This window comes from Enterobacter sichuanensis (assembly GCF_009036245.1).
GTDB classification, from domain to species: domain Bacteria; phylum Pseudomonadota; class Gammaproteobacteria; order Enterobacterales; family Enterobacteriaceae; genus Enterobacter; species Enterobacter sichuanensis.
In genome coordinates, this window is record NZ_CP027986.1 from 1,511,478 (window position 1) to 1,525,862 (window position 14,385).

A 14,385-nucleotide genomic window follows, 5' to 3' on the forward strand; every position below is an offset into this window, starting at 1 on the left:
CCAGATAAATAATGAGGAACGCATTCCTTTCCCGTTTAATGACACCCTGCGTCATGCTTGTCATGCTGATATTCTGCAGCCAGCAGGGATATGTCGTTTATAAAGATTATAAGAAGGTTACGAATAAGTTAGCGAATGCTGATAAGCCAGCGCTAAAAAAAACTGACGCTGAAAAATCCTTTGGGCTTTTCACCGCCGCAGTGCGTCAAAGCAACGCGCCAGCCGCGGCAAAAGCGCCACTGTCGGCAGAGATTGAGGGCATTATTCGTAGCGATGAATCCTGGTTATCGTTCGCCGTGATCAAGACGTCCGCCGGTCAGCAGAGCTACCGGGAAGGGGAGCCGCTGGTGGGCTTTGACGATGCCTATGTAAGTGAAATTAATCAAGATAATGTGGTGGTGCAGTACGAGGGGGCGAAACAGACGCTGGCCCTCAATAAACCGGCGTATTTCAAGGGCGGCGTTGACAGCGCCCCGGTTACCAAATCGAAAAAAGATGCCGGCGCCGACAGTCTGCATCTCGATGATTATCTGGTGTTAAAACCGTTAATCGATAAAGGCCAACTGGAAGGCTTTACTATTAATCCACGGAACGCAACGCCTTTTTACCATAATGCAGGACTGGAAAAAGGCGACGTGGTGTTAAAAGTCAATGACGTCGATATGACGCAAGAAGCGCAGGCGAAAAATATCATCGCCAACTGGTCGAAAATGAAAGAAGCGGATGTTGTCGTCAGACGGCACGCTCACCTTGAAAATATTCGGGTTAATGTATTCAACAATTAACAAGTGTACATCATGAAGAAATTTCCGTGGGCGTGCGTGGCGCTGACCGCATTGTCGTTATATTCCGGTTCGCTGCTTGCAGCCAACTTTAGCGCCAGTTTTAAAAATACCGATATCCGCGAATTTATCGATACGGTAAGTCGTAATCTGAATAAAACCATTCTCGTCGACCCGTCCGTTCAGGGCACCGTGTCGGTGAGAACCTATAACGTGCTGTCGGAGGAGGAATATTATCAGTTCTTCCTGAGCGTGCTGGACCTGTATGGTCTGTCGGTTATTCCTATGGATAACGGCATGATCAAAGTGGTGCGTTCAAGCGTGGCGCGTACTGCCGGTGTACCGGTGGCCGACAGTAAAAACCCTGGCAAAGGGGATGAGATCATCACCCGCGTGGTGCGTATGGAAAACGTCCCGGTGCGCGAGCTGGCGCCGTTGCTGCGCCAGCTGAACGATGCTTCGGGCATCGGCAACGTGGTCCATTTTGAACCTTCAAACGTGCTGCTGTTAACCGGTAAAGCCTCGGTGGTGAACCGCCTGGTGGATCTGGTGGAGCGCGTGGATCGTTCCGGCATGCAGCGTCGTGAAATCGTGCCGCTGCGCTATGCCTCCGCCAAAGAGCTCTCTGACATGTTGAATAACCTCAACAATGAAGAGCAGAAAGGGCAGAACGCGCCGCAGCTGGCAACCAAAGTGGTGGCCGATGACGAAACCAACAGCCTGGTGATCAGTGGGACGGAAGATGCACGTGCGCGCACCCGTTCGCTGATCGGTCAGCTCGACCGCGAGCAGAATAACGAGGGCAATACCCGCGTCTTTTACCTGAAATACGCCAACGCCTCAAAAGTGGTGCCGGTGCTGACCGGTATTGGTGAGCAGCTGAAAGACAAAGCGGGTACGCCGAAAAGCAAAACCGCAAGCCCTTCAGGGGATCTGAATATTACGGCCGATGATGCGACCAACTCCCTGGTGATCACCGCCCAGCCAAACGTCATGAACTCGCTGGAGAAGGTGATCGACAAGCTGGATATTCGCCGTCCGCAGGTGCTGGTGGAAGCGATCATTGCTGAGGTACAGGACGGCAACGGCCTGGATCTCGGCGTGCAGTGGACCAGCTCACACGGCGGCGTGCAGTTTGGCTCGACCGGTCTGCCGATCAGCCAGATTAAAAACAAGACGCTGAAAACGGCCAGCTTTACCGGCCTGGCGACTGGCTTCTTTAACGGCGACTTTGGTGCGCTGATGACTGCGCTGTCGACCACCGGTAAGAACGACATTCTCTCCACGCCGAGCGTGGTCACGCTGGATAACAAAGAAGCGTCGTTCAACGTCGGTCAGGATGTACCGGTACTGTCCGGCTCCCAGACCACCAGCGGCGACAACGTCTTTAATTCGGTTGAACGTAAAACCGTCGGTACCAAACTCAAGATTGTGCCGCAGATCAACGACGGGGATATGATCCACCTGAAGATCGAACAGGAAGTCTCCAGCGTCGATGCCAGCGCCACCACGGACGCCAGCCTGGGGCCAACCTTCAACACCCGCACCATCAATAACGAAGTGATGGTTCACAGTGGCCAGACGGTGGTGCTCGGCGGGTTGATGGAGAATGTCAACAAACAGAACGTGTCAAAAGTGCCGCTACTGGGTGACCTGCCGCTGGTGGGACAGCTGTTCCGCTATACCTCGCAGGACACGTCGAAACGTAACCTGATGGTGTTTATCCACACCACCGTGCTGCGTGATGACGACAACTACAGCGCGGCGACGAAAGAGAAATACGATCAGATCCGCGCCCGTCAGCAGCAGCGTATGGAAGAGCAGAAGCTGGGGATTATTGAAAACAGTGATAACCCGGTACTGCCGGCACTGCCATCGCAAAGCCGTTCGACGCCGGTGGGGACGACTGCGCCGTCATCGGCCCGCAATCCCTTCAAAGAGTAAGCGGAGGTGATGCGTGGATGAACTGACGAAACAGCTTTGCACCAGCAGCTTTGCGAAAGACAACGGCATCCTGTTCTGGAACGACACGGTCTATATCCGTGAAGATGTGCCCGCGTTTGCGCTGCTGGAGATGCGCCGGGTGCTGGGGCGCGCCTTTGTGCCCCAGACGCTGAGCGCCGAAGCGTTTGATGAAATGCTGGCCAAAATCTGGCAGCAGAACAGCGGCGTTTCGCAGCAGCTGGTGGACGACATGGATGCGGACATCGATCTGATGGCCTTAACCGAGGAGATCCCGGACAACGAAGATCTGCTGGATAACGACGAAAACTCGCCGGTGATCCGCCTGATCAACGCCATTCTTGGCGAAGCGGTGAAAGACGGCGCTTCGGATATCCATATCGAAACCTTCGAGCGCACGCTGAGCATCCGTTTTCGCGTTGACGGCGTGCTGCGCCCGGTGCTGCAGCCGGCACGTAAGCTGGCGCCGCTGCTGGTGTCGCGTATTAAGGTGATGTCGAAGCTCGATATCGCCGAAAAACGACTGCCGCAGGATGGCCGTATCTCCCTGCGCATCGGCCGTAAGGCGATCGACGTGCGTGTCTCGACTATTCCGTCGCAGTACGGCGAGCGCGTGGTCATGCGTCTGCTTGATAAGAGCAACCTGAAGCCGGACATCAACAAGCTCGGGCTGATTGACGAAGAGCTGGAAAAACTGAAAGGGCTGATTGCTCGCCCGCACGGCATTATCCTGGTCACCGGGCCGACAGGCTCCGGTAAAAGTACCACCCTGTACGCCATTCTGTCGGCACTGAACGGCCATGAACGTAACATCCTGACCGTCGAAGATCCGATTGAGTATGAGCTGGAAGGGGTGGGGCAGACGCAGGTGAACCCGCGCGTGGACATGACCTTTGCCCGCGGTCTGCGCGCCATTTTGCGTCAGGATCCGGACGTGGTGATGATCGGGGAGATTCGTGACGGCGAAACCGCGCAAATTGCGGTGCAGGCGTCGCTCACCGGTCACCTGGTCATGTCTACGCTGCACACCAACAGTGCGGCGGGGGCGATCACCCGTCTGCGGGATATGGGCCTTGAGTCCTTCTTGATTGGTTCATCGCTACTTGGCGTCATTGCTCAGCGTCTGGTGCGTCGGCTGTGTCCGCACTGCCGGACCACCAGTCCGCTGGACGACAATGAAAAAGCGCTGTTTAGCTTTATGGATAAACCGCCGAAGGCCATCTATCGCGCCGTGGGCTGCGAACACTGCCGTCAGAGCGGGTATCAGGGGCGGGCGGGTATTCACGAATTTCTGGTGGTCGACAGCGCCATGCGCCGCGCCATTCACGAAGATAAAGATGAAATGTCCATTGAGACCGAGCTTTTCAAACAGGCCTACAGCCTGCGCGAAAACGGCCTGATGAAGGTCATCAGCGGCATCACCTCGCTGGAAGAGGTGATGCGCGTGACCGCCGAGCGTGGAGGCGATGAATAATGGCTTTCTACGCGTGGACCGCCACCGATGCCGCCGGGAAAACCCAGCGCGGCACGCTGCAGGCGGAAGGGGCAAAGCAGGTGCGTCAGTCGCTGCGTGAACAGAAGCTGATGCCGCTGACCATCACCGAAACCCGTGAAAATGCGGTCAGCGCCAAAGCCAAAACCGGCGCCAGACTCTCTGTGCCGGTGCTGTCGATGTTTACCCGTCAGCTGTCGACGCTGGTCAATGCGTCGCTGCCGCTGGAAAGCGCCCTGAAGGCGATTTCAAAGCAGACGGAAGACAAAAAGCTGGCGGCGATGGTGACCGAAATCCGCGAGAAAGTGGTGGAAGGCCATACCCTTTTTGACGCCTTCAGCCAGTTCCCGCGCACGTTCGACAAGCTCTACTGCACGCTGGTGATGGCCGGGGAAAAAACCGGCCACCTTGGAGACGTGCTGGAGAAGCTGGCGGAGTATAACGAGCAGCGTCAGAAGATGAAAAGCAAGCTGACGCAGGCGATGGTCTACCCGATCACCCTGACGGTGGTCGCCGTGGCGGTGATCAGCATTCTGCTGGTGGCGGTGGTCCCGCAGGTGATCGAGCAGTTTGTGCATATGAAGCAGCAACTGCCGGTTACCACCCGCACCCTGATTGCCGTCAGTGATTTCCTGCAGGCATACGGGATCTTCATTGCGGGTGCCTTCTTTGGCGCGATGGTCGGCTTTAAGGTCTGGGTCAAGAAAACGGCGAACCGTTTTCGCTGGCACAGCTGGCTGGTGAATGGCTCGCCGATCAAAAAGCTGGTCTGCGCCATTAACAGCGCGCGCTATATCCGCACGCTCAGTATCCTGCAGGCCAGTAGCGTCCCGTTGCTGGAGGGGATGTATATCGCGATGGACGGGATCGAAAACCGCTATGCCCGGCAGGTGCTGGAGCAGGCGGCGGATACCGTGCGTCAGGGGGCTTCCCTGTATAACGCCCTGGACCAGGCGAAACTGTTTCCGCCGACCATGCTGTACATGATTGCCTCCGGCGAAGAGAGCGGGGAATTAGGTTCATTAATGGATCGCGCCGCGGAAAATCAGGAATCAGCTTTACAACATCGAATTACGTTAACGCTGTCGGTCTTTGAACCGGCACTGGTGGTGACAATGGCGACAGTGGTTTTATTTATCGTGCTGTCAATATTACAACCGCTTCTTCAGCTCAATAATATGGTGGGTTAAATATGTCCTTAAAACGAAATAGCCTGAAACGTCAGGCCGGGTTTACCTTGCTCGAATTAATGGTGGTCATCGTTATTCTTGGCGTGCTCGCCAGTATGGTGGTGCCAAATTTAATGGGAAATAAAGAAAAAGCCGATGCCCAGAAAGCGACCAGCGATATCGTGGCGCTGGAAGGTTCGCTGGATATGTACAAGCTGGATAACCACCGTTATCCCACGACAGAGCAGGGGCTGCAGGCGCTGGTGACCAAACCGGAAATCGCCCCGATCCCGAAAAACTACCGTGACGATGGCTATATTCGTCGTCTGCCGGAAGACCCATGGGGTAATGATTATATCCTGGTAAGCCCGGGTGAACATGGCGCGGTGGATGTGTTCTCTGCCGGTCCGGATGCCGAAGCGAATACCGCGGATGATATTACCAACTGGTCTTTAGATAAAAAAGAGAAGTAATGAATAAGCAGCGCGGGTTTACCTTGCTGGAAATTATTCTGGCGCTGGTGATATTTGCCAGTTGCGCCATGATGGTGGTGTCGACTATTCCGTCGCGCAGCGGCGCGGATATTTTCGGTCAGCAGTTAAAAGCCCTCGTTGAATATGGCTCGGACCGTGCGGTGATGGACGGCAATATTGTCGGGCTGGTGATCACCCCCTCGGAATATCAGCTGGTCACCTGGGCCGAAAAAGAGGGCGAGCGTCACTGGGAACCCTTAACCGCCGGGCGCATTGTCACCCACGGTCAGTTCCCGGAAGAGATGCACGTCTCACTGTCACCGCAGCGCCTTGCGGCCACGACTGACGCGACGCCGCAGATTGTCTTTTTGCCGGACGGGGAGATCGGCCGCTTCACGCTTTCCCTGCAAAGTTTTGACAAAAAGCAGCGTTTTCGCGTGGTGTCGCAGGGGGCATCACCGGTTTTGGTAGAGAACGATGACTAAACGCAAAGAACAGGGGATGACCCTGCTGGAAGTGATGGTCGCTCTGGTCATCTTCTCCACCGCCGCGCTGGCCCTGATGAACTCCGTCTCGCTGAACGTGCGCTTCACCCACGGTCTGGGCGACTCGCTGCAGGCGAGCTGGGTGGCGGAAAACCAGCTGGCGGAAGCGAAACTGAGCAACACGCCGCTCCTGGATGCCCTGCAGACGGGCACGGAGATGATGGGCGGGCGCAACTGGACCTGGCGCAAGCAGCGGGTCAACGTCACCGAAAAACGCTTTGCCGATGAGGTGCAGGTGTTCGCCGAGGGCGACGAAGACAAGCCGGTGATTACCCTGCAGGTGCCGGATCCCGGAGAAGTGAAATGAGCAAGCAGATTCAGCGTCAGCAGGGCTTTACGCTGCTGGAGATCATGATTGCGCTGACCATTTTCGCGGTTATCAGCTTGCTTGCCTGGCAAATCCTTGACGGGGCGATGCGCACCTCGAACGCCACCGACGCGGCGGCCACCCGCTTAAACCAGCTTCAGCGCGCTTACAACCTGCTGGAGCGGGATTTCTTCCAGCTTCAGGCCCGCGCCCCGCGCAACGAGCCTGAGGTTTTTGTCCAGCATGACGATGCGCTGGAGCTGACCACGCTGAACGGCGTGAGCGGTCAGGTTCAGCTGGAGCGCGTGCGCTGGCGGCTCAAAGATAAAAAGCTGTGGCGGGATATCTGGCCGGTCATTGACGGCCCGGCGGATGCGAAGCCGGAAGAGGTGGCGATCCTCAGCGAGGTGAAAGAGATCTCCTGGCGCTTCTGGAAAGCGAGCTGGCTCGACAAGTGGACCGACACGGCGCATCAGCCGGATGGCGTGGAGCTGCTGCTGACCATGGAAAATGGCGATACCTGGCGCTGGGTCTTTACCACCCCGGGCGATCTGCCAAACGCGCCTGCGGCGCCAAAAGAAGCTACGCCAGAAGCCCCTGGGGATGCGCAACCGCAGCCGGCACCTGCCCCGTCCGGAGAGAAGAAATGAGCGGAAAATCGGTTCGAAAACAGCGCGGTGTCGCGCTGCTGGTGGTGCTAATTTTGCTGGTCATGATGTCAGCGCTGGCGGCCAAAATCAGCCAGCAGTTCTGCCGCAATCTGCAGAAGACCCGCTATCAGGTGAGCCAGCAGCAGCTGCGCTGGTCCATTCAGAGCCAGCAAAAAGCGATTGAAGATCGGCTGCAGACGTACGCCAGCGGTGAGAGCAAAGGGCTGTCGCCAAAAGGGGAATGGACGGATCCGGTGGAAACCGAAGGCGAACATTACACCGTGGTAAGCCAGATTGAGGACGCCCAGACCTGTTTTAACGTGAACAATTTACTGGCCGCCGACCCGACACCGGCGACCCAGACGGTGGGCGCGCTGCCGGAAAAACCGGTCAAAGAGCGCATCGTTGAACAACTGCTCGCCGACAGCGGGATCTCCACGGGGGATGCCGAAGAGATCTACCAGCAACTGATGGACTATCTCGATGGCGATACCACGACGGTTAAAGAGGGGCTGGAGACGGATGCCTGGGCCGGCGTGGAGCCAGCACGGCAGCCCGCGAATCAGATGATGCGCACTCCGGGGGAGTTAAAGCTGCTGCCCGCCTTTCCGGCGGCGGCCTACGGCAAAGTCAGTAAGGTGCTGTGCGCCTTACCTGACACGGCCAGCAAGGTGGATGTGAATACATTGACCGAAGAACAGGCGCCGCTGCTGGCCGCGCTGTTCATCGGCTCGCTGAGCGAGGATGAAGCCATCCGGCTTATCGCCTCCCGCCCGGAAGAGGGCTGGGAGTCGATGGAGGCATTCCTGAAAGCGCTTGAGACAAATTATCCGCAGACCAAAGACGCCCTCAAGCAGGTTCAGGCGTTGCTTGCGGTGAACAGTAACTATTTCCGGGTCAACAGCACCGGCAATACCGATGATTTAACGCTGCGCGTCGTCAGCCAGCTTCATGTTGATAATGAAGCCGGGAAGGTGATTACCTGGCAACGTCGCTACCGAATGGTTGAATAACACAAGACGATCTCTATGAAACAGGTGCTTTTTATTCGTCCCGATACGCATGAAGACGGGAACATAATGTGGTGCGAGTCCGGTAGCGACCAGGTGGGAGAACGCCAGGGGGCGGCATCACTGGCGGAACTCGCCGGTCACGCGCTTGCCGCGCGGGTATGTCTGTTACTCCCGGCCTGCGAAATGATCTTCCGCCATTTCACCTTGCCGAAAAAAGGGAGCGTTGAATTCTCCTGGCTGGCCGAAGAGACGCTGATTGGTGACGTGGACACGCTCCACTGGACGGTGCTCAACAAGAAAGGGCGGGATGTTGACGCAGTGGCCATTGATGCGGCGCGTCTGCGCTACTGGCTGGACCGCTGTGCCGGGGCCGGACTGACGGTGGTGCAGGTGCTGCCCGATGCCATCCTTCTGCCGGTGGCTGAAGGCGGGACCACGCTGGTGTCCACCGACGACGGCTACTGGATGCGCTACTCGCCGTTTGGCGCCTGTGAAACCGACGCCGCGCTGCTGCCGCTGCTGCTGAGCCAGCAGCGCGCCGGGGAAATCGTCTGCTACGGCGAGGCGCCCGCGGGCGTGCAGGTGGATGAGCAACTGGCCTGGCAGCACCCGCTGGTGCTGATCCAGCCGCAGTGGAAAACCTGCAAAGCCAATCTGCTGCACGGCGAATTTTCTGCCAAAGGCACAGACGGCGGTTTTCGTTACGCCAGACCGGCTATCGCCGCCGTGGCGCTGCTGAGCCTGGGACTGCTGATCGGCCCTCGCATCGGCATGGCCTGGATGCTGACTCACCAGGAAAATCTGGCCCAGCAGCAGATGGTTGAGCTGGCTCAGCACTACTTTCCCACGCTGCGCCAGACCACCAACCTGAAGTACCACTTCGGGCAGAACATTAAGAAAGAGAAAAAAGGCGTCTTTCTGCAACTGGAGGCGCTGGAGCAGATCAAAGCCGCGCTCCCGTCGGTTGAACTGAGTGAAGTCGGGTATGACGACACGCAGAATCAGCTCACGCTCAACATCAGCGCCACGGATCCCGCTGCGTTGCAGGCGTTCGTCAATAAGGCCAGTGACACCTTCGACTTTACGCTGCAGCCGGTTTCCAGTGAAGCGCCGTATACCGCCATTATCACAGGGAAATATAAATGAAAGAGAAAGTTGGACAATTAAAGGCGCGCTATCAGAGCTACAGTCCGCGCGAGCGAAATCTGTTTAAACTGTGCGGCGCGGCGCTCTGCTGCGCCATTATCTGGTACGGCGTGATGACCCCGCTGGACAGTATGATTAAAAATAGTGAAAGCACGCTGGTCAAACAGAAACAAACCCTCAACTGGATGCGTGCCGAAATAAATAAAAACCATCTTCAGGCCAAAATATTAAAAACCAGTAATCCACGTAGCGTGGTGGAAGAGAGCGCGAAAGAGATCCACGTTGCGCTGAGTAATATTCAGCAGGACGGTCAGACCCTGTCATTTAATATTGATCGGGTTAACATCTATGAGCTGAAAAACTGGCTCCGGGAGGTGAATTTAACCACCGGGGTGCGTCTGGAGAAAATGGATCTCACCCCGGTCGATCATCTCAGCGATGTAAAAGCGCAGATAAAACTCACCTGGGCGAAAGTGGTATGAACCCGCTGATGCTGCTTCAGAGCAGCCAGATGCCAGCCCTTTGCCTGTTGAGCGGTACGCTTGGCGGCATTATCGGCAGCTTTCTGGGCGTAGTTGTTGAGCGCATTCCCCCGCTTATAAACGAAGAGGAGGGCGCCGGGAACCTGCTGTTTCCGGCCTCCCACTGCCCCGCGTGTTCCCACAGGCTCTCCTGGTGGGAAAATATCCCTGTTGTGAGCTGGTGCTGTCTGCGCGGGCGCTGTCGCTGCTGTAAAACCGCGATCCCGCTGCGTCTGCTGCTGCTTGAGCTTTCCAGCGCCCTGTTTTTTGCCCTGACGGCGGCGTTTGCCCCGTCTGCGGCCGCATTGACCTCACTGTGGGTGCTCTGGTGCGGGCTGCTGCCGCTGGCGGTGATTGACGCGAAACACCTGCTGCTGCCGGATTGTCTGACGCAACCCCTGCTGTGGGCGGGGCTGTTAAGCCATGCACTGTTTCATCAGTTGCCGCTGACGGATGCCCTGTATGGCGCGGCGGCAGGCTACCTGTCGCTGTGGCTGATGTACTGGGCGTTTCGCCTGAGCACAGGCCGCGAAGGTTTGGGCTACGGTGATTTTAAGCTGCTGGCCGCGCTGGGCGCGTGGTGCGGCTGGCAGGCATTGCCTTCTTTATTGCTGGTGGCTGCATTGAGCGGCATCGCGTTGTATTTCCTTTTTTATAAATCTGTTAAAAAAAATAGCGTTATTCCGTTTGGACCGATGTTGTCACTGGCGGGTTTGGTTATTTTTATTCTGCAGACCTTGCACATTACATTCTGAACGGCGTGGTCAAGTTTTTTTTGAAATTTTTTCGATAAGGGAATGGCAGGATTTTATTAAATTCCCGGCGTATTGTAACAGACATAAACTGTAAGGATTGTCGCTCATGTTTTTTATGGAGGGTGATTTGGCGTAATAGCTATTTGGTTTAATTAAGCAAGGCTCACGGTTTTAGTTAAATAATATATTCACTACCCGCCCATGTTATATGGAATACATGGTTGTTTTAATTTATCACAAATAAGATTATCAGGAATTAATAATGAAATTTATGAAGCCTAAATATCTGGCACTCTTTGTTGCTGCTGTCTCAGGCACCGCATTCGCCGCAGCGCCAGGTACGCCTTCAATCAGCAGTGGTAATGATAAGTTTGCCCTCGTTGAAGTAGACCAGGCCGCACAGGATTACGGTACTCTCGTTAAAGTTCATAACGACGGTGTGGACGTAAAAGTGGAGTGGAACGTCTGGAGCGGCGATGCGCCGACCACAGGTAAAGTGCTGCTCGACGGTCAGACCGTATGGTCTGGCGCGGCCGGTGCCTCCGGCTCCGCAACCTTCAAAGTGAAAAAAGGTGGCCGCTATCAGGAGCAGGTCGAACTCTGTAACACCAGCGGATGTTCCAAAAGTGCCAGTAAGCTGATTATCGTTGCGGATACTGACGGTAGCCACCTGCTGCCGCTGAATGCCCCTCTGCAGGAAAACAACAAAACCCTCACAAAACATACCGACAAAGTCGTTGGGGCTTACTTCCCGGAGTGGGGCGTCTATGGTCGTAACTTCCCGGTTGATAAAATCCCGGCAGCTAACCTGAACCACATTCTCTACGGCTTCATTCCAATCTGTGGCGGCGATGGCATTAACGACGGTCTGAAAACCGTAGAAGGGGGCAATAGTTTCGCGGCGCTTCAGCGCGCGTGTGCAGGCCGTCAGGACTTCACCGTGGCGATCCACGACCCGTGGGCGGCACTGCAGAAACCTCAGTCTGGCGTGTCTAACTGGGACGACCCGTACAAAGGTAACTTCGGCCAGCTGATGGCGCTGAAAAAAGCCCATCCAGACCTGAAAGTGTTGCCATCCATCGGTGGCTGGACCATGTCCGATCCGTTCTACAAAATGAACGATACCGCAATCCGCGCACGCTTTGTGGCGTCCGTTAAAGACTTCCTGAAAACCTGGAAATTCTTCGACGGCGTGGATATCGACTGGGAATTCCCTGGCGGCGGCGGCGTGAACGAAACGCTGGGTAACCCGCAACAGGATAAAGCGACTTACACCGCGCTGATGCACGATCTGCGCACCATGCTGAACGAGCTGTCTGCGGAAACCGGTCGCACCTATGAGCTGACCACGGCAATTGGTTCCGGTAAAGATAAGATCGAAGACGTGGACTACAACACTGTCCAGCAATACCTCGACCATATCTTCCTGATGAGCTACGACTTCTACGGCGCATGGAGCATGACCGATCTCGGCCACCAGGCGGCACTGCATGCACCAGCGTGGCGTCCGGATACCAACTACACCACCTCTAACGGCGTTGACGCGCTGCTGGAGCAGGGCGTACAGCCAGGTAAGATCGTTGTGGGTGCGGGTATGTACGGCCGCGGCTGGACTGGCGTACACGGCTACACCGGCGACAACCCGTTCACCGGTACTGCAACGGGCGCAGTGAAAGGCACCTGGGAACCGGGGGTCGTTGACTATCGTCAGATTGTGAACGAGTACAAAGGCAAGCCAGGCTGGGAATACGGTTATGACGCGGATGCGGAAGCGCCTTACGTCTTTAACAAATCCACCGGCGATTTGATCTCCTATGAAGATGCCCGTTCCACTACTGCGAAAGGGAAGTATGTCCTGGCGAAAAACCTGGGGGGGCTGTTCTCCTGGTCTATCGATTCCGATAACGGCGACATCCTGAACGCGATGAACGAAAGCCTGCTGGGTGGTTCAACGCCGGATCCGGTGGTAACAAACCACGCCCCTGTCGCTGTGGCGGCGGATCAGGCCGTGACTGGTCCTGTGAGCGTTACCCTGGACGGCTCTGCGTCTACCGATCCTGATGGCGATGCGCTGACGTACAAATGGACCCAGATCTCTGGCCCATCCGTCACGCTGACCAACAGCACCAAAGCGAAAGCGACCTTCTCCGTTGGTGCGGTGACCAGCAACCAGACCCTGGCATTCCGTCTGACCGTGACCGATGCAAAAGGGCTGAGCAGCACTGCTGACGTGCAGGTACTGAACAAAGCACCGAAAGCGAACCAGGCACCGGTGGTTAACCAGATGCAGGCCGTCACTCTGGAAGCGGGCCAGTCTTATACCCTGAACGTGCAGGCAGCGGATCCGGATGGTGATGCACTGACCTATACCTGGAGCGTTCCAGCGGATATGCACGCAACCGGTACTGACACCGCCAACGTGAACATCACTGCACCAGACGTGAACGCTGACTCTACCTACACCCTGAGCGTGATGGTAAGCGACGGTAAAACCAGCGTACAGTCCAACGTACAGGTCACCGTAACGCCGAAAGCAACACCTGTGGTACCTGATGAAGACACCAATCCGTCTGACGAAGGGACTAAGCCATCTGACGAAGGCGACAAACCTTCTGACGAAGGGCAAGCAACCGGCAGCTGTGACAACCCGGTTGACGCCAACGCCAGTAAATATGCGGCATGGGAATCCAGCAAAGTCTACAACAATGGCGATATTGTCAGTTCCGATAATCTGGTATGGAAAGCGAAATACTGGACTCAGGGCAACAAACCTGGCTTTGATGCAGACGCATGGGAAATGGTAAGTCAGGTGAAAATGAACTGGCGTGCCGATAAAGTCTACAACGGTGGTGACAAGACGACCTATCAGGGCTTTGAATACCGTGCGAAATGGTGGACTCAGGGCGACAAACCCGGTAACAGCGATGTATGGGTGAAAGAAGGCGCGTCTGCGGACTGCAAATAATCTTCTGAACCTGAAATTGTGGGTGTGATATCTGCCCACAATCACTGGTCACACCCTGCTTCGGGTGTGGCCAGTCACTTCACATAATTTAACAGGACGTGTTTGAGGAGAATCGAGTCATACCACAGCAGGTGAATAATGAAGCGTTTACTGTTTCTGTTATTGATATTAAGCCAAAGCGCGTTAGCGAATTGCTGGAATAAAGCAGCGCACTATTATCATGTTGATCCGTATTTGTTGTATGCGATTGCTAATGTTGAATCAGGAATGAATCCCTACGCTGTCGGGAAAAATCACGATGGCACGATTGATGTGGGATTAATGCAAATTAACAGCACGCACTTTACGGCGCTTGAACAACACGGTATCAGCGAACGAAGACTCATGACTGAACCTTGTACCTCCATTATGGTGGGCGCATCGATCCTCTCAGGCATGATTAAAGTTTACGGTTATAACTGGGAAGCCGTCGGCGCTTATAACGCCGGGCTCAAAAAAGAGAATTACCCCAAACGCATGGTGTATGCCCATAAAGTCTGGGAAAAATATCAGCAACTCAAATCCGTTGCCCATGAAAGAAATGACTGGTGAGTTTTTTCTTTTTT

General features: G+C 55.6%; 14 protein-coding genes. All 14 read left to right on the forward strand.

Annotation, left to right across the window (positions count from 1 at the left end; all coding sequences use genetic code 11):
- The first annotated feature begins 53 nt into the window (after positions 1–53).
- Positions 54–785, forward strand: a complete 732-nt coding sequence (gene gspC / locus C1N69_RS07160) for a type II secretion system protein GspC (RefSeq protein ID WP_155030909.1) — start codon at positions 54–56, stop codon at positions 783–785.
- Positions 786–797: 12 nt separating this feature from the next.
- Positions 798–2,726 carry a type II secretion system secretin GspD gene (gspD, locus tag C1N69_RS07165; protein ID WP_155030910.1) on the forward strand — a complete coding sequence of 643 codons (1,929 nt, stop codon included), beginning with the start codon at positions 798–800 and terminating at the stop codon, positions 2,724–2,726.
- A 13-nt stretch (positions 2,727–2,739) separates the two neighbouring features.
- Positions 2,740–4,218 (forward strand): type II secretion system ATPase GspE, encoded by a 1,479-nt coding sequence (gene gspE, locus C1N69_RS07170; RefSeq protein ID WP_025756059.1) that lies wholly within the window; start codon positions 2,740–2,742, stop codon positions 4,216–4,218.
- Positions 4,218–5,426 (forward strand): type II secretion system inner membrane protein GspF, encoded by a 1,209-nt coding sequence (gene gspF, locus C1N69_RS07175; protein WP_155030911.1) that lies wholly within the window; start codon positions 4,218–4,220, stop codon positions 5,424–5,426. The genes gspE and gspF overlap by 1 nt, the downstream gene beginning before the upstream one ends.
- 2 nt (positions 5,427–5,428) lie before the next feature.
- Entirely contained in the window at positions 5,429–5,878 is a 450-nt protein-coding gene (gspG, locus tag C1N69_RS07180) for a type II secretion system major pseudopilin GspG (protein ID WP_059310662.1), read from the forward strand.
- Positions 5,878–6,363: a type II secretion system minor pseudopilin GspH gene (gene gspH / locus C1N69_RS07185; protein WP_025756056.1), complete on the forward strand. Its 486-nt coding sequence runs from the start codon at positions 5,878–5,880 to the stop codon at positions 6,361–6,363. Before gspG ends, gspH begins: the two co-directional genes overlap by 1 nt.
- Positions 6,356–6,730: a type II secretion system minor pseudopilin GspI gene (gspI, locus tag C1N69_RS07190; protein ID WP_155030912.1), complete on the forward strand. Its 375-nt coding sequence runs from the start codon at positions 6,356–6,358 to the stop codon at positions 6,728–6,730. Before gspH ends, gspI begins: the two co-directional genes overlap by 8 nt.
- On the forward strand, positions 6,727–7,380 hold the full coding sequence (gspJ, locus tag C1N69_RS07195; RefSeq protein ID WP_155030913.1) for a type II secretion system minor pseudopilin GspJ: 654 nt from the start codon (positions 6,727–6,729) through the stop codon (positions 7,378–7,380). The genes gspI and gspJ overlap by 4 nt, the downstream gene beginning before the upstream one ends.
- Positions 7,377–8,393, forward strand: coding sequence for a type II secretion system minor pseudopilin GspK (gene gspK / locus C1N69_RS07200; RefSeq protein ID WP_155030914.1), 1,017 nt, complete (start codon positions 7,377–7,379; stop codon positions 8,391–8,393). Before gspJ ends, gspK begins: the two co-directional genes overlap by 4 nt.
- A 15-nt stretch (positions 8,394–8,408) precedes the next feature.
- Entirely contained in the window at positions 8,409–9,539 is a 1,131-nt protein-coding gene (gene gspL, locus C1N69_RS07205) for a type II secretion system protein GspL (protein ID WP_047958133.1), read from the forward strand.
- Positions 9,536–10,021, forward strand: coding sequence for a type II secretion system protein M (locus C1N69_RS07210; RefSeq protein WP_155030915.1), 486 nt, complete (start codon positions 9,536–9,538; stop codon positions 10,019–10,021). Before gspL ends, C1N69_RS07210 begins: the two co-directional genes overlap by 4 nt.
- Positions 10,018–10,815 carry a prepilin peptidase gene (locus C1N69_RS07215; protein ID WP_095440912.1) on the forward strand — a complete coding sequence of 266 codons (798 nt, stop codon included), beginning with the start codon at positions 10,018–10,020 and terminating at the stop codon, positions 10,813–10,815. Before C1N69_RS07210 ends, C1N69_RS07215 begins: the two co-directional genes overlap by 4 nt.
- A 262-nt stretch (positions 10,816–11,077) precedes the next feature.
- On the forward strand, positions 11,078–13,780 hold the full coding sequence (locus tag C1N69_RS07220; RefSeq protein ID WP_155030916.1) for a glycosyl hydrolase family 18 protein: 2,703 nt from the start codon (positions 11,078–11,080) through the stop codon (positions 13,778–13,780).
- Positions 13,781–13,918: 138 nt separating this feature from the next.
- Positions 13,919–14,371: a type III secretion system invasion protein IagB gene (gene iagB, locus C1N69_RS07225; protein ID WP_047958137.1), complete on the forward strand. Its 453-nt coding sequence runs from the start codon at positions 13,919–13,921 to the stop codon at positions 14,369–14,371.
- Positions 14,372–14,385 lie beyond the last annotated feature (14 nt).